The 16,570-nt window shown below is 40.1% G+C and carries 13 protein-coding genes; 3 read left to right on the forward strand and 10 right to left on the reverse strand.

Annotated elements, in window-relative coordinates; all coding sequences use genetic code 11:
• Positions 1–71: 71 nt before the first annotated feature.
• The 3 genes from A3Q34_RS20400 (at position 72) to A3Q34_RS05980 (ending at position 1,871) form a co-directional block, all read left to right on the forward strand.
• Entirely contained in the window at positions 72–239 is a 168-nt protein-coding gene (locus tag A3Q34_RS20400; protein WP_157470838.1) for a PA3496 family putative envelope integrity protein, read from the forward strand.
• A gap of 115 nt (positions 240–354) precedes the next feature.
• Positions 355–1,026 carry a pyridoxamine 5'-phosphate oxidase gene (gene pdxH / locus A3Q34_RS05975; protein WP_070377026.1) on the forward strand — a complete coding sequence of 224 codons (672 nt, stop codon included), beginning with the start codon at positions 355–357 and terminating at the stop codon, positions 1,024–1,026.
• A gap of 44 nt (positions 1,027–1,070) precedes the next feature.
• Positions 1,071–1,871, forward strand: coding sequence for a transporter substrate-binding domain-containing protein (locus tag A3Q34_RS05980; protein WP_157470841.1), 801 nt, complete (start codon positions 1,071–1,073; stop codon positions 1,869–1,871).
• A 127-nt stretch (positions 1,872–1,998) separates the two neighbouring features.
• Here the strand turns inward: A3Q34_RS05980 and A3Q34_RS05985 are convergent, their stop codons facing one another.
• From A3Q34_RS05985 to A3Q34_RS06030, 10 genes are all read right to left on the reverse strand, one after another.
• Positions 1,999–3,129 carry a sodium ion-translocating decarboxylase subunit beta gene (locus A3Q34_RS05985; protein WP_070374533.1) on the reverse strand — a complete coding sequence of 377 codons (1,131 nt, stop codon included), beginning with the start codon at positions 3,127–3,129 and terminating at the stop codon, positions 1,999–2,001.
• A gap of 6 nt (positions 3,130–3,135) precedes the next feature.
• Complete coding sequence (gene oadA / locus A3Q34_RS05990) at positions 3,136–4,917, reverse strand: sodium-extruding oxaloacetate decarboxylase subunit alpha (RefSeq protein ID WP_070374534.1); 1,782 nt, start codon at positions 4,915–4,917, stop codon at positions 3,136–3,138.
• A 10-nt stretch (positions 4,918–4,927) separates the two neighbouring features.
• Positions 4,928–5,218: an OadG family protein gene (locus tag A3Q34_RS05995; protein ID WP_070374535.1), complete on the reverse strand. Its 291-nt coding sequence runs from the start codon at positions 5,216–5,218 to the stop codon at positions 4,928–4,930.
• A 1,394-nt stretch (positions 5,219–6,612) separates the two neighbouring features.
• A complete protein-coding gene (locus A3Q34_RS06000) occupies positions 6,613–8,223 on the reverse strand; it encodes a GMC family oxidoreductase (protein WP_231907438.1) in 1,611 nt (536 codons plus the stop codon).
• A gap of 3 nt (positions 8,224–8,226) precedes the next feature.
• Entirely contained in the window at positions 8,227–8,766 is a 540-nt protein-coding gene (locus A3Q34_RS06005) for a hypothetical protein (protein WP_070374536.1), read from the reverse strand.
• A 121-nt stretch (positions 8,767–8,887) separates the two neighbouring features.
• Positions 8,888–9,763 (reverse strand): D-hexose-6-phosphate mutarotase, encoded by an 876-nt coding sequence (locus A3Q34_RS06010; protein ID WP_070374537.1) that lies wholly within the window; start codon positions 9,761–9,763, stop codon positions 8,888–8,890.
• Positions 9,764–10,839: 1,076 nt separating this feature from the next.
• Positions 10,840–12,117, reverse strand: coding sequence for an amidohydrolase family protein (locus tag A3Q34_RS06015; RefSeq protein ID WP_070377028.1), 1,278 nt, complete (start codon positions 12,115–12,117; stop codon positions 10,840–10,842).
• A gap of 11 nt (positions 12,118–12,128) precedes the next feature.
• On the reverse strand, positions 12,129–13,553 hold the full coding sequence (locus tag A3Q34_RS06020; RefSeq protein WP_070374538.1) for an amidohydrolase: 1,425 nt from the start codon (positions 13,551–13,553) through the stop codon (positions 12,129–12,131).
• Positions 13,554–14,644: 1,091 nt separating this feature from the next.
• On the reverse strand, positions 14,645–14,950 hold the full coding sequence (locus tag A3Q34_RS06025) for a DUF1289 domain-containing protein (RefSeq protein ID WP_070374539.1): 306 nt from the start codon (positions 14,948–14,950) through the stop codon (positions 14,645–14,647).
• 56 nt (positions 14,951–15,006) lie between these two features.
• Positions 15,007–16,536: a SulP family inorganic anion transporter gene (locus tag A3Q34_RS06030; RefSeq protein WP_070374540.1), complete on the reverse strand. Its 1,530-nt coding sequence runs from the start codon at positions 16,534–16,536 to the stop codon at positions 15,007–15,009.
• Between the last annotated feature and the right edge of the window lie 34 nt (positions 16,537–16,570).

Consider the following 16,570-nt stretch of genomic DNA (forward strand, 5'->3'; position numbering starts at 1 on the left):
TTCTCAGTTGTTGCCTATCTTGAAATTAATCCTTATTAATAAAAATACTTAACCGTGAGAAAAACACGATAATGGCAGATGAATATAAAGCAAATGACGAGTCTGATAACTACGACAAAGATCTCGCCACCGGTAAAAAAGCAGATAAAAATAGCAAGGTGCGTAAACGTATCGATGATTTGCTAGAAAAAAAGCGCCTTCGTGAAGCATTAGACTTCAGTGATGATTGGGAAATATAGTCATCACTGCTTTAACTTTTGATTGCATTAAGCCGATAATCTCTTATTGTCAGATAAAACATTCATGCTACTATCTAACGAACTTATTCTCCCTACATCATTTAAATTTACCGTTATGACATTATTTGAAAAATTACGTTGCTTATTAACATTTGGTCAAGGTGTTGCCTTACCACTTCCCGATATTTCTGAACAAACAACACCCATTGAATTGTTTGGCCGATGGTTTGATGACGCGAAAAAATCAGGCATTTTATTACCTGAAGCGATGTCTGTCAGCAGCTGCGATCAAAACGGACAACCTAGCTCACGTATGGTGTTGTTAAAAGAGTTTAATGACGATGGTTTCGTTTTTTATACTAATTACGCCAGCCGAAAAAGCCAAGATTTAAATGAGAATAATAAGATAGCCTTATTATTTCATTGGAATGTACTGCAACGCCAAGTCAGGATAGAAGGCAGAGTAGAAAAAGTAACGCCTGAACAATCAGAACAATATTTTCATAGCAGAGACCGCGGTAGCCAAATTGGCGCATGGGCGTCAAAGCAAAGTTCACCACTGGCGAGTAAAGAAGCATTAAAGCAGAGCGAAGCTTATTACACTGAAAAGTTTGCTGGTCAAGAAGTCCCCTTACCTGAATTTTGGGGCGGTTGGCGAATAAAACCTCATTACCTTGAATTTTGGCAAGGTCGAGCTAATCGTTTACATGACCGTATTTGCTTTGAACAAGAGCAAAATCAAGATGACAAAAAGGTACTATGGCATCAATTTAAATTGAACCCTTAATGGCTATGTTTAAATATTCAAACGGTATTTATAGGATGTCTATTTTGAACAACATATCAATGCTATATAAGGTTGTCGGTGTTGCTGTTTTATGTGCTTTATTTAGCGTTAAGCCATTAGCCAACCCTACTAATATTTTAGTTGGCTTGGAGCCATTTCCTCCTTTAGTAAACGAAGACGGCACTGGTTTTGTTATTGATATGCTTAATGGCCTGCAAGAAAATTCCACACTAACGTTTAATTATCAAATAATGACCTATGCTCGCGCGAAGCTAGAATTAAAAAGTTACCGTATCGACATGGTAGGTTTAACGCCTAAAGATAGTGAAACAGAAAGCTTTTACCAATACGCACAAGAGTTATCTTGGCACTTTGACACTACCGTTGATCTTTATTCAACATCCCCCGCTAACTTTGACATCAAAAATTTGCCTGAAGGGAGTATAGGTACACTAATTGGTAATGCTGATTTTTTCGCTGAATTAGCGCAAGTTCCCAGAGAAAAGTTTGTTGAAATAAGTAGTTTAGCGAAATTAATTATGATGATGGCACGCGGGAGACTTAAAGTGATACTTTTCGAACGGGTGGCTATGATGTCAACGATTAAAGAATTACAAGACGATCTCTCCACCAAAGTTCCAACAGAATTCAATTCCCCCGAAAGCCCACAAAAAATTTATTATCAAAAGTTTAAAGTTATTGCAGCCAGTCTTGCTGTTGCAAACGATGCAGTAGGAGCAAAGCTAAAAAAACAATTAGATGCGTTACTGTCTGACGATACCGCTCACTACTTTAAAAAAATAGCTCCTTACGCCCAATTGCCTGATAACGGTATAATTGAGTAAAAGATAGCTAAGCTAGCAAATATGTCATTTGTTGTCGTAGCTGGGTATTAGCCTAGCTAAGATGAAAAAAAACGGGAAGCATTGCTTCCCGTTTTTGTTAGTTAACGCGTTAAGCGTACCACAATTTCTATCCCACTAATGCTAGTAAGATACCTGCCGCAACCGCTGAACCAAGCACACCGGCAACGTTAGGCCCCATCGCATGCATTAATAAGAAGTTGTGTGGATTAGCTTCTAAACCCACTTTATTAGCAACACGTGCCGCCATAGGTACGGCTGAAACACCGGCAGCGCCAATAAGAGGATTAATAGGTGTTGATGAAAGTTTATTCATTAACTTAGCCATTAATACCCCAGAAGCAGTGCCAATTGAGAATGCCACGGCACCTAAACCTAAAATACCTAAGGTTTCTATATTCAAAAAGGCTTCGGCACTTAATTTAGAGCCAACCCCTAAACCTAAGAATATGGTGGTGATATTAATTAACTCGTTCTGCGCTGTTGAGCTTAATCGTTCAACCACGCCAGATTCTCGCATCAAATTACCCAAACAGAACATGCCAACTAAAGGTGTTGCTGATGGTAAAAAGAAAATAGTCATCATGAGAACACCTAATGGGAATACTATTTTTTCAATTTTTGTTACTGGGCGTAATTGCGCCATTTCAATTTTACGTTCAGCATCAGTGGTTAATGCGCGCATAATAGGTGGCTGAATAATTGGCACTAAAGCCATATAAGAATAAGCAGCAACGGCAATAGCACCTAATAATTCTGGCGCTAGTTTTGATGCTAAAAATATCGCTGTCGGGCCATCTGCACCACCAATAATAGCAATAGCTGATGCATCTTTAAGCGTAAATTCAATACCAGGTATTGCGTTTAAAGCAATAGCACCAAATAAGGTGGCAAAGATACCGAATTGGGCAGCAGCACCAAGTAACAAGGTTTTAGGGTTAGCGATTAACGCGCCAAAGTCGGTCATTGCACCCACCCCCATAAAGATAATCAACGGGAATATCCCCGTATCAATACCCGCATAGTAGATGAAATGTAATAAACCACCAACTTCTGAAAATCCAGCCAATGGTATATTGGTTAATATCGCACCAAAGCCCATAGGTAATAACAATAACGGTTCAAAATTACGTGCTATTGCAAGATAAAGTAGCAAACAGCCAACTATCATCATGATCACCTGACCTGACTCGAAGTTAGCTAAGCCAGTAGACAACCAAAGTTTATTTAACGAATCCATTATTATCTATCCTAAACTCAATAAAGCTTGACCAACAGTTACAGAATCGCCTTCTTTAATATCCACTGAAGTGACGGTACCTGAGTTAACTGCACGAATTTCAGTTTCCATTTTCATTGCTTCCATAATGATAACAACTTCACCGGCTGCAACTTCATCACCTTCATTAACTAACACTTTAAATATATTGCCAGCAAGTGGTGCATTTAACGCTTCAGAAGTTGATGAGGACGGTTTTGATGACTGCGATGATGATTGACTACTACTAGGCTGAGTAATTTGGCTAATATCGCCTCCAGGGCCTACAACGACGTCAAACACCTGACCATCAACACTAACGGCATAACTTTCTGGCGCGGTTGAACTTTTAGCGGGTGCAGAGGCTGCTACCGCATCTTCAATCGTAGGCACAGGTTCAAATGCATCCGGGTTATTTCTATTTTCTAGAAATTTCAGTCCTATTTGCGGGAACAATGCATACGTTAAAACGTCATCAATCACTTCATCGGCTAAATCAATCTGTTTCTCTTTAGCAAGTTCTTCTAATTCTGCAGTAAGATTATCAAGTTCAGGTTTAATTAAATCAGCAGGACGACAAGTTATCGCTTCAGCGCCATCTAAAACACGCGCTTGCAATTCGGCATTAACTTTATCGGCAGTTGCGCCATATTCACCCTTTAAAACACCGGCTGTTTCTTTAGTGATTGACTTGTAACGCTCACCCGTCAATACATTTAATACCGCTTGCGTACCAACAATTTGCGAGGTTGGCGTCACTAATGGGATATAACCTAAATCTTTTCTTACTTTTGGAATTTCAATTAATACTTCATCAAGCTTGTCTGCAGCGCCTTGTTCTCTTAACTGCATTTCCATATTTGTTAACATGCCGCCAGGAACTTGTGCAAGTAAAATACGCGCATCGATACCTTTTAAGCTACCTTCAAATTTGGCATACTTTTTACGAACTTCACGAAAGTAAGTGGCAACTTCAGCAAGCTTCACCATATCTAAACCAGTATCTCGTTTGGTACCTTCAACAATCGAAACAATCGTTTCTGTCGGTGAATGACCATAAGTCATACTCATTGAAGAAATAGACGTATCGATAACATCTACATCGGCATCAATAGCCTTCATGTGAGTAGCAATACTTAAACCTGTGGTCGCATGACAATGTAAAGCAATAGGTAAAGAGACCGTTTCTTTTAGACGACCAATCAATTCTTCAGCGTCGTAAGGTTTTAATAAACCAGACATGTCTTTGATACATAAAGAATGCGCGCCCATATCTTCAATTTGCTTAGCCATCGTCAGCCAACCTTCAAGGGTATGCACTGGACTCTCGGTATAGCTTAATGTGCCTTGCGCATGAGCGCCGACTTTTACTGCTGATTTAATCGCTGTTTGTAAATTACGTACATCATTCATTGCATCGAAAATGCGAAACACGTCAATACCGTTAACATGAGCACGTTCAACAAACTTCTCGACCACATCATCAGCATAATGACGGTAGCCTAAAATATTCTGACCGCGAAATAACATTTGTTGTTTAGTTTTTGGCATCGCTTTTTTTAATGCGCGTAAACGTTCCCAAGGATCTTCACCTAAATAGCGAATACAAGAGTCAAACGTAGCACCACCCCAAGACTCGATTGACCAAAAACCAATTTCATCAAGTTTTGGCGCAATGGGTAACATATCCTCAAGGCGTAAACGAGTGGCGAGCAATGATTGATGACCATCTCTTAAAACAACTTCAGTGATACCTAATGGCTTTGTCATGAGTTTATTCCTATTTAGTTTTATGGTTGCTTAAGGGTTGATTATGTTGTTTTCGGTATTGCGATACAGCAGAAGTAATTGCTGCCACCATTTTAGGTGAAACACCATCAACATTTTGTTTTGTTTTTTGATTTGAGCGGGTAGATCTTGTTTGGACAACGGCATCTGGAAATTTGATGGCGAGGCGTTTTAAAACGACATTAATAAAAACAATCATTAATCCCAAAAAGATAAAAACGAAGACCATGCCAGCAAACATTAACGTGCCCGCTTCTACAAATAATTGATTTAGGTGTTCCATGAAAAGTCTCATTCAAACAAAAAGTTTTATTAGAATAATCACTCCAATGCCTAAAAAGCAAACTAATTATTGCAGTTTCATAAAAATAATTTCGTGTCAATCTAGATTAGAGTAAATATTCAGTATTTTTAGCACTTTATTAAGAAAAAACTGTATATTTACCATATTGTATACAATATAGTATTCTGATATTGCTGAGCTAGCGAGATAAAAGCCAGCATAATATACAATATACACATAGTTTTGATTTATTCTAAATATGTGCATAAATATATAAAGGGGGTTTAATTAACAAATAATCAACTGCTTTAGCATGTGTATGAGATAACTATTTTGAACAAAGTAAACACAAGATAGCACAGTCAAAAACCCTGAATGTTACTCCGTCATCCTGAACTTGTTTCAGGATCTGAACTTAGAACCAAAACGCAGATACTGAAATGAATTCAGCATGACGACAAGAGTACCAAACAGTCCCAAATACGACTTCGAAATTCGAAACATAACACTGCCCGCCTGAAACAACACCATCACCCTGAACACATCTCCGTCATCCTGAACACATCTCCGTCATCCTGAACTTGTTTCAGGATCTGTACTTAGAACCACAAAACGCAGATACTGAAATGAATTCAGCATGACGACAAGAGTACCAAACAGCCCCAAATACGACCTCGAAATTCGAAATACAACACTGCCCGCCTGACACAACACCATCATCCTGAATTCATTTCAGGATCTGTACTTAGAACCAAAAACACAGATACTGAAATAAATTCAGCATGACGACAAGAGCGTAAAGCGAACACCCTCATATTGAACACGACACCGTCACCCTGAACACGACACCGTCAACCTGAACACACCTCCGTCATCCTGAACTTGTTTCAGGATCTGTACTTAGAACCAAAAAACAGATACTGAAATGAATTCAGCATGACGACAAGAGTACCAAACAGCCCCAAATACGACTTCGAAATTCGAAACACAACACTGCCCGCCTGAAACAACACCATCACCCTGAACACATCTCCGTCACCCTGAACTTGTTTCAGGATCTGTACTTAGAACCCAAAAAGCAGATACTGAAATGAATTCAGCATGACGACAAGAGCGTAAAGCGAACACCCTCATATTGAACACGACACCGTCAACCTGAACACACCTCCGTCATCCTGAACACAAAACCGTCATCCTGAACTTGTTTCAGGATCTGTACTTAGAACCACAAAACGCAGATACTGAAATAAATTCAGCATGACAAAAAAATAAATTCAGTATGACAACAAGAAAAATCAATTCAGCATGAAGAAAATTGTGCTAATAATTATAATTCGGTCTATTTTTCATCGTAAGTTTAGTTGTTTTCTTGCCTGACGCCAAAAATAAAACCTTTATGATTCATTCAATTTTTTAGCAAGTTTGTTCGCTTGTTTACAAACTAAGCCATAAATAGAAAGTTGTGGGTTAGTACCAATAGAGGTAGGAAAAACAGAACCATCAAATACCCATAAATTATCTAAATAATGGTACTTACAATCGCTATCAACTAAGCATAGTGCTTTGTTTTCACCCATCGCTAAGCCTCCCATAACGTGAGCGCTACCAATTAAGTTGTTACTGACTTTATGCTCAAGTTCATTAAAACCGGCTTTAAAAGACTCAAAGCTTTCAAACCATTGTCCGTGTTGATGTGCGGGGCGAACTCTTTTAGCACCAGCAGCAAACTGCACTTCAGCCATAGATAAATAAGCGCGTTTAACCCCATCAAATAAATAATCATTCATCGGATAATCAACAATCGGGCTACCGTCATCAGAAAGCGTTATTTCAGCGCCTTCACTATCAGCGTCAAAGCCATCACGTAACAAGGCTAACATTGCATGGGTATTATTCAGCTTTGCCATATCCTCAACATGTTTAGTGCCATGGCCCATTAACATAATTGAGGACATAGCCGGGTGTAATGGCGGTACCTCTAACTTATAACTTAACGGCCCGGTAGCACCATTTTGCCATTGATAATGATCACTATAAATAGTTTGTGGCGCACCATAAAAAGGCGATATTTCTTTATCAAATTGAGCAAAGGAGAAAACAGTTGGATGCAAGAAGGTTCTTTTACCAATACGATTATTTGGATCTGGCGCTTTAGAGCGTAACATCAGTGCTGGGCCGTTAATCGCACCAGCTGCTAAAATAATATAAGGTGCTTTGGCGATGATCTTCTTCGCTGTCTTTTTCTTATTATCATCGAGCGCAAAACATTCTACGGCTGTTATTTTTTTATTTTCAATAATTAACCGTTCGACACGAGTTTGATAAAGTAATGTGGCACCATGTTCAAGCGCATCTGGGATAGTGGTAACTAGCATCGATTGTTTTGCGTTGGTCGGGCACCCCATACCGCAGTAACCTAAGTTCCAGCAGCCTTTAACATTGCGCGGAATAACTTTCCATGGAATATTGAGTTGCTCACAACCTTCTTTTAGCACCGCATTATTTTCATTCGCTCCACCTTGCCATGGCGTGACATTTAAGCGCTTTTCCATTTTTTCAAACCAAGGGACCATATCGCTGGTGCTACAGCCTTTTACCTGAAATGTTTTTTGCCAATAATCTAGGGTTGGTGACGGTGTTCTAAAGCTTGAGGTCCAGTTGATTACCGTAGTTCCGCCAACACAGCGCCCTTGCAAGATACCAATGCCACCATCTTTTGTGGCTCGCCCAGCATTTTCTTGATACAAATCGGCATAGGCAGTTCGTTCATCCATTTTGAAGTCACGGGTCGACTTTAATGGTCCTTCTTCTATCATCAACACCTTTAGCCCTGCCTGCGCCAGTATTTCAGCACTTGTGCCACCACCAGCCCCAGTGCCAATAATAATGACATCGGCGCTAATAATATTGGTATCTAGCTGATTAGCATTGACCGTTTGCTTAGTGATCGCTTTATTTGCTGAGTACGGATCGCTAATACCACGAATTTCAGAGACTATTTTCACGTTTTATTCCTGCGATGGATATATTTTAGGAGGGCCTGGGTATCCCGCTTGTAAATAATTTTCTGACTGAGCATACCAACTCATAATAATCAGCTTGCCTAAAGAAGCGTAGCCAGTACGTTTTAATGAAAATAGGCTATTTTTCCAACCTTGTAGAAAGCTTTCAATTTCTTTCGTTGGGGTTGTTGTCCAATCACTGGTCGGTGCACCAACAAGATAACGAAATGTCGTCGATGACATTAAATCAAACAGCTGCCGTAATTGCTTTTGGGAGTGTTCACCTAAAGTAATTATTTGTTGGTCAACAGCCATTAATAAGCGCATTCCAGCGTCTTCTACTAATACACCGGGATAGTTACTCTTTAACATAACAGGGGCAAGCGCTAATAAAAAATCAGCATCAGATGCTTGAAGAAAATCAAACTTTTGTAGGTTTTTTGTACTTGGGTTGGCTAGTGCTATAGCAGACAAGCTACTGCCAACCAACAAGATGGCACTGCCAAGCAGACTAACTTTAAAGAATTCTCTACGACTTGTATTCACACAGCCACCAAAATTATAAAAGATAATACCAACTGGTATTACCTGTTAATTAATCATCAAAAGATAAAGGATAATAGCGACAAAGTCTAGTGGCTTAAATTGAGTGCTGTTTTTGATGTGTTTATGTTAGCGTGACTTTCTGCCCGATCATCACGGTCTCATTCACTTGGACAACTTGCCTGTCAGTATTAGCTGCCTCTAAACAAATAAATTCTTTTTCAGCGCCAACATGAAGATCTTTCATTCGCTGAGCAACCTCAACGCCGGGGTTCCATAAAACCCACTGCTGACAATTTGTTGACGATACTGTAAGCGTTCTTTGCCATTGTTTATCTTCGATTAAGCATTGTTGGTTAGTGTAATAAATACGATCGACTTCACCCAGACAATTTTCTAAAGCAGCATGCTGCTGTTCTTTACCCGTAACTTTGTCATCAAAGGGAAACTCAGCTAACGGCGCTACCGTAATATTTTCTGGTGCACTAACGGCAAAGTAACTGTGTAATGCCGCTGAATATTCAAACGCCTTGGATGATAAGTTACTGATAAATAATTTTTGTTCAAATTGATCAGAAAAAATCAACTGCTGCTTCAATTGGTATTGATGAGGCCATAATGGGTGCTCATTTTCTCCAGACAAAGATAAAGTTACCGTAACCCTGTCTTTAGCAACGATCACGTCATCAAGTTGCCAATTTCGTTGACGAGCAAAACCATGATTACCCGCTTTTTCACCACTAGGTGCTTGATATGGACCAAACCATGGCCAACATAAAGGGATCCCACCTCTAATAGGCGTTCCCTGTTCAAAAATAACGTCATCACTTAGCCAAAATACCGGCTTTTGGTTAGCCGGTTGCCAAGCGAGAACATGACCACCATATAAACTTATTTTTGCGGTACAAGTATTATGGATAATTTCTAGTGCATTTATCTGATCGGTAAGCGAAACTTGCTTAATTTGACCAAATTCATTTTCAGCAATAATTGATGACATACAACCCCAAACGGTATTTAGAAAGTAGAGAACAAATCATTATAACGATAATACAAATAACCGTCATCCTGAATACAAATAACCGTTATCCTGAATACAAATAACCGTTATCCTGATACCATTTACGTCATTCTGATACAATCTCCGTCATCCTGATACCAACCCCGTCATCCTGATACCATCTCCGTCATCCTGATACCATCTCCGTCATCCTGAACTGGTTTCAGGATCTGTACTTACAACCACAAAGACCAGATACTGAAATAAATTCAGCATGACGACAAGAGTGTAAAACGAGCTCCGTTATCCTGAACATTACTCCGTCATCCTGAACATTACTCCGTCATCCTGATACCATCTCCGTCATCCTGATACCATCTCCGTCATCCTGAACTGGTTTCAGGATCTGTACTTATAACCACAAAGACCAGATACTGAAATAAATTCAGCATGACGGCAAGAGTGTAAAGCGATCTACGTTATCCTGATACCATCTCCGTCATCCTGATACAATCTCCGTCATCCTGAACTGGTTTCAGGATCTGTACTTATAACCACAAAGACCAGATACTGAAATAAATTCAGCATGACGACAAGAGTGTAAAGCGAGCTCCGTTATCCTGAACACTACTCCGTCATCCTGAGTACTACTACGTCATCCTGATACCATCTCCGTCATCCTGAACTGGTTTCAGGATCTGTACTTATAACCACAAAGACCAGATACTGAAATAAATTCAGCATGACGACAAGAGTGTAAAGCGAGCTCCGTTATCCTGAACACTACTCCGTCATCCTGAGTACTACTACGTCATCCTGATACCATCTCCGTCATCCTGAACTGGTTTCAGGATCTGTACTTGCAACCACAAAGACCAGATACTGAAATAAATTCAGTATGACGACAAGAGAAATAAATTCAGTATGACGACAAGAGAAATGAATTCAGCATGACGACAAGAGAAATAAACTCTGCATCACGGCAAAAATGCTAAACAACAAAGCGCAAAAAAAAGGCATTAAACGAATTATCGTTTAATGCCTTTCGCTATCGAATAGCAAACTGCCAATAAGGGTTACTTCGTGTAACCTCTTGGCATATCACTCTCAGTGGTATAGCGTTTACGTAACTCATCTTGACGACTCTGCGTTGAGACTTCTTTGCCGTTAATCCACATTTTATCTACTTTCGTACTAAGCTCGAAAGGGTCAGCACTCCATAAAACTAAATCGGCTTTTTTACCAACGGCAATACGACCCGCATTAATGTTAAAAGCATCGGCAACATTGGCAGTAACAGCGGCAAGTGCTTGGTCTTTAGTTAAACCATTAGCAATTGCATTACCCGCTTCGAAACGCAGTTGATACAAGTTATGTGCGTCGTGTATAGCTAAAGCAACATTGATACCGGCTTGAGTTAATTTCGCCGTATTGTCTAACGACGAATGTAGCGAATCAAAACTACTCGGTAAGTTATCTAAAGCGCCAAATATAACTGGAACTTTCGCTGCAGCTAATTGCTCGGTAATTAATATCGCATCAGCACCGCCAGCAATCACTAAATCAAGATTAAATTCAGCTTTTAATTTCAGTAATTCTAGTAAGTCTGTGGCGCGATCAGCATAAGCTACAAGTGGTTTATCACCGGCTAATAAGGCGTTAATAATTTTTTCATCACGCTTTAGTTCTTTTGGTTCTTTTGGTTCTTTTTGCTTCTCGTCAGCCTTTTTGTCTTTTTTCGCTGTTTTAGCGTCTTCAGCAGCCTTGGTTAAGGCCTTTTGGGCGTCTTCAAGCGTGTAACGCAGTTTTTGTAAGTTTAGAGCGCGTGAACCACTGCTTTTAGCACCAAGATCTATGATGACGGCATTTTCTTTAATGTAAACACTGTCAAAATCGCCTGAGAGGTCTGTTACAAAGGTTTGCCCTTTGAACATACTATCACCACCGCTAGGTACTGAAACGTTACTGGTGATACCACCTTTGCGTGTATAAGGCACAACCGTTGAGCGTGGGTTAAAAGCGATTGATGCATCAAAAGTGATGTCTGCTTTTTTATCACTAGCATCACGGGTTCTTGATACGGCATTTACCTCAACCAAACCTAATGTATTCATTGAACCAATTAAACCCGGTGTCAATATTTTCCCCATCGCATCGAAGGTTACATCAGCAACAATCTTTTCAGGGTTAATCGCAATAATTTTTCCGTCATCAATAACAACCGTGGCATTTGTTAAAACACCCTGTTCAGTAACCGTATGAATAGTGGCATTGGTTATTGCTAAACTTTCTGCGTTAGCATGGCTTATTGCCGCTAAAGCAAGTGCAACTAACGAGGCTTTAAATAACTTAATTTTTTTCATGATTACTGCCCTCCCTTTTTAGGTAAAGCCGGAACTTCAGCTTGCCCTAACATAAAGTCACTTGTTGCTTGGTATTTATCATCAAAACGGTCATACACTTTTGCACCATCAACAAATACTTGTTCAGCTTGTGCATAAACGCTGAAAGGACTTTGATTCCAAAGCACCACATCCGCATTTTTACCCACTTCTAAACTACCGGTTTTATCATCAATTCCTAACGATTTAGCTGCATTTAAAGTGATCCAACGGATCGCTTCTGCTGGTTTTAAGGCAAAACCATTCTCGTTAGCACGGTACATTACTTTACCTGCTTCTTGGTTTAAACGCTGAATAGTACTGTTTGAGTCTGAGTGAACAATCGCACAAGAGTTTTTCACTGCGTTAACAACTGCAACGTTTTCGTGGATCATGTCGTAAGCTTCCATTTTGAAACCCCACCAATCAGGCCACATGGCTGCACAGTTTCCATTTTCAGCTAATAAGTCAGCAATTTTGTAACCTTCAATCGCATGATGAAAAGTCCCTGACTGGTAATTAAACTCTTTACCCAGATCAATCATCATCGCCATTTCTTCAGCTTTGTAACAATGATTGTGAATTAAAATTTCACCGTCAAGTACGCCACGAAGGGTATCAAGCTCTAAATCTCGTGCTGGCGCTAAAGGATTTTTCCCCGCTTCGTAGTCACGGTCGTATTTTTCCCAGGCATGTTTATACTCAGTCGCTTCTGCCCAAGCCATGCGGTAACCTGCCATGTTACCCATACGAGTTGAGGGTAATATTTTACGGCTACCATAAACACGCTTAGGGTTTTCACCACAAGCCATTTTTAAACCATAAGGCGCTTCTGGAAACTTCATGCCTTGCATCGTGTGGCTTGATACATTACGAAGCGTTACACCACGTCCACCAAATAAATTAGCCGAGCCAGGTAAAATTTGCATTGTAGTAACACCGCCAGCGCGGGCAGCATTAAAACCAGGATCTTGTGGCCAAATACTATGCTCAGACCAAACTTCAGAAGTATTGGGCGAACTCATTTCATTACCGTCTGAGTGTGACTCAGCCGACGGGCTTGGATAAACCCCTAAATGCGAATGCACATCGATAACACCAGGCGTAACCCACTTATCAGTTCCATCAATTTCGACAGCACCCGCAGCGGACAAGTTTTTGCCAACTTGAGATATTTTTCCATCAGTCATCAATACATCAGCATTATCAAAACGCTCACCATTACCAATTAATACCGTGGTATTTTTGATTAATGTCGTTTGCTTAGGTATAGGTTGATAAGTACTCGGATAAGGGTTTTTATTAATAGATACTTTTGGGTCTTGCTGCTCAGACTCTAAACAGCCAGATAACGCGAGTGATACGCTAAGCGCCAACAACGTAGGCGCGATGCTTTGCTTGATATGCATTTAATGCTTCCTGTGCGGATTATTATTTTGGGTTTTAATAGGCAACAATAAAATGATTTGAACAATACAGCAAGTGAAGCTTAGCCAATTACGTTCAATGGTTATACATTCAAGGTGAATGGAGAAAGAAGCAAATAAATAAGTGTAATTCCGAGACTAAAAGCACATAGTAAATTTGCCTTCTGGTTTTACTCACTCCCATGTCGTCATACTGAATTTATTTCAGTATCTGGTCTTTGTTCACTCCCATGCCGTCATGCTGAATTTATTTCAGTATCTGGTTTTTGTAGAGCAAGTACAGATCCTGAAACGAGTTCAGGATGACGGAAAGTCGTTTGTTTATTACTCGTGTTTTTTCACTCCCATGCCGTCATGCTGAATTATTTCAGTATCTGGTTTTTGTAGAGCAAGTACAGATCCTGAAACGAGTTCAGGATGACGGAAAGTAGTTTGTTTATCATTCGCATTTTCTCACACCCATGCCGTCATACTGAATTTATTTCAGTATCTGGTTTTTGTAGATCAAGTACAGATCCTGAAACCAGTTCAGGATGACGGAAAGTGGTTTGTTTATTACTCGCATTTTCTCACTCCCATACCGTCATGCTGAATTTATTTCAGTATCTGGTCTTTGTTAACTCCCATGCCGTCATGCTGAATTTATTTCAGTATCTGGTTTTTGTTCACTCTCGTGCTGTCATGCTGAACTCTTTTCAGTATCTGGTCTTTGTAGAGCAAGTTCAAGATGACGGAGAGTGGTTGGTTTATGACTCGCATTTTCTCACTCCCATGCCGTCATGCTGAATTTATTTCAGTATCTGGTTTTTGTAGAGCAAGTACAGATCCTGCAACGAGTTCAGGATGACGGAGAGTGGTTTGTTTATTATTCGCATTTTCTCACTCTCATGTCGTCATACTGAATTTATTTCAGTATCTGGTCTTTGTTCACTCCCGTGCCGTCATGCTGAATTTATTTCAGTATCTGGTCTTTGTAGAGCAAGTACAGATCCTGAAACGAGTTCAGGATGACGGTGCTCGTTCAGGATGACAGAGTATTTTCTAGGCTCAAGAGTCTGTTGAGAATGATAGTCTTAGAGTTCAAAGTCACCAAAATCAAGATCTGTTGAGGTATCTGGTTTTGCTTTTGATTGGGGATCAAGTAACGAAGGTTGCTGCGTTTCTATCTGGGTTGGAATAACTTTAACTTTCGGTTTGGCATTTTTACGTTTTTTGCGTTGCAAGCAGCGTTTAACTACTTTTTGTTTGTTATCAGAGGTTAAATTTATCCACGTTTGGCGTTCTTCACGCGTGCGGTAGCAGCCAAGACAATTGCCTTTTTCATCAGACTGACACACACCCATACAAGGGCTGGGAACATCAAAAAACTCTAATTGCATAAAAACCTTCGGCCAAACTTAAAAAGCCTATACATAATGTATAGGCTTGTATCATATTAGTCTAATTTATCAGTAGCAATATGATAGTCCGGGTCTTCAATCACGTTGATTTCAACTAGACTACCCGCTTTGGTTAATAACTCTGTACATTCACTGCTTAAGTGTCTTAAGTGCATGGTTTTGCCGCGCGACAAATAACGGTCAGCTAAGGTATCAATCGCTTCGATAGCAGAATGGTCAACAACGCGTGAATTTTTAAATTCAACGATAATGTCGCTACTTGCTTCATCCATATCAAACTGCTCTAAAAAGTTTGCAACTGAACCAAAAAATAACGGTCCCTTTACATCATAAACGGTTGAGCCATGTTCGTTAGTTGAACGATGCACAGTAACGTGTTTTGCGTGTTCCCAAGCAAAAACTAACGCTGAGACAATAACACCAACAACAACAGCAATAGCAAGATCTGAATAAACGGTCACACCCGAGACAAGAATTATCACAAAGGCATCAGCCTTCGGCACTTTGCCTAAAATGCGGAAACTTGACCATTCAAAGGTACCAATAACAACAATAAACATAACACCGACTAAGGCCGCTAGAGGGATTTGTTCAATTAACCCTGAGGCAAATAAAATAAAGCCAAGTAATGCTAATGCCGCAGTAATACCTGATGCTCGACCTCGACCACCCGAGTTCACGTTGATCATTGATTGACCAATCATTGCACAACCACCCATACCACCAAAGAAACCCGTAACAGTATTTGCTGCACCCTGTGCAATACATTCTTGGTTACCGCGGCCACGAGTACCGGTTAACTCATCAATAAGGGTTAACGTTAATAATGACTCAATTAAACCAATCGCTGCTAATACAATAGCGAATGGAAAGATGATTTTTAACATTTCTAAATCAAAGGGTACGCTAGGTATGCTAAATGTTGGTAATCCGCCGGCTATAGAGGCAACATCACCCACTAACTTAGTATCTAGGTTAAGGCCGAAAACTAAGAATGATACAGCAACTATCGCAACCAATGTTGACGGTACCGCTTTAGTTAACTTAGGGAAAAAATGAATAATTGCCATGGTTAAAAGAATTAACCCTGCCATGGTATACAGAGGTGCTCCTTGCATCCATTCTAATTCACCCGCGTCATTAGTAAATTTGAATTGACCAAGCTGAGCTAAAAATATAACGATAGCTAAACCATTAACAAAGCCAAGCATAACCGGATGGGGTACTAAGCGGATAAACTTACCCAGTTTAAAGATACCAGCAAGAATTTGCAGTAAGCCAGTTAATACCACCGTAGCGAATAAATACTCAACACCATGAATAGCCACTAGACTCACCATGACAACAGCCATAGCGCCGGTTGCACCAGAAATCATGCCAGGGCGTCCACCGAAAACAGAGGTAATTAAACCCACCATAAAAGCAGCATATAAACCAACAAGAGGGTCAACACCAGCAACAAATGCAAAAGCAACAGCTTCGGGCACTAGCGCTAAGGCGACGGTAAGTCCTGAAAGAACATCGTTCTTCAGGTTAGAAACTTTACTGGCATGTAATTCGAACATTGCACTCTCATTTTATGGATAGTGGGGTGTAACC

The organism is Colwellia sp. PAMC 20917, assembly GCF_001767295.1.
GTDB lineage: Bacteria > Pseudomonadota > Gammaproteobacteria > Enterobacterales > Alteromonadaceae > Colwellia_A.

What these genes read in the sequence shown, in the direction of transcription:
- A3Q34_RS20400 (WP_157470838.1), top strand. Translation starts at nt 72, where the DNA reads ATGGCAGATGAATATAAAGCAAATGACGAGTCTGATAACTACGACAAA.
- pdxH (WP_070377026.1), top strand. Translation starts at nt 355, where the DNA reads ATGACATTATTTGAAAAATTACGTTGCTTATTAACATTTGGTCAAGGT.
- A3Q34_RS05985 (WP_070374533.1), bottom strand. Translation starts at nt 3,129, where the DNA reads ATGGATTCGTTAAATAAACTTTGGTTGTCTACTGGCTTAGCTAACTTC.
- oadA (WP_070374534.1), bottom strand. Translation starts at nt 4,917, where the DNA reads ATGACAAAGCCATTAGGTATCACTGAAGTTGTTTTAAGAGATGGTCAT.
- A3Q34_RS05995 (WP_070374535.1), bottom strand. Translation starts at nt 5,218, where the DNA reads ATGGAACACCTAAATCAATTATTTGTAGAAGCGGGCACGTTAATGTTT.
- A3Q34_RS06010 (WP_070374537.1), bottom strand. Translation starts at nt 9,763, where the DNA reads ATGTCATCAATTATTGCTGAAAATGAATTTGGTCAAATTAAGCAAGTT.
- A3Q34_RS06020 (WP_070374538.1), bottom strand. Translation starts at nt 13,553, where the DNA reads ATGCATATCAAGCAAAGCATCGCGCCTACGTTGTTGGCGCTTAGCGTA.
- A3Q34_RS06025 (WP_070374539.1), bottom strand. Translation starts at nt 14,950, where the DNA reads ATGCAATTAGAGTTTTTTGATGTTCCCAGCCCTTGTATGGGTGTGTGT.
- A3Q34_RS06030 (WP_070374540.1), bottom strand. Translation starts at nt 16,536, where the DNA reads ATGTTCGAATTACATGCCAGTAAAGTTTCTAACCTGAAGAACGATGTT.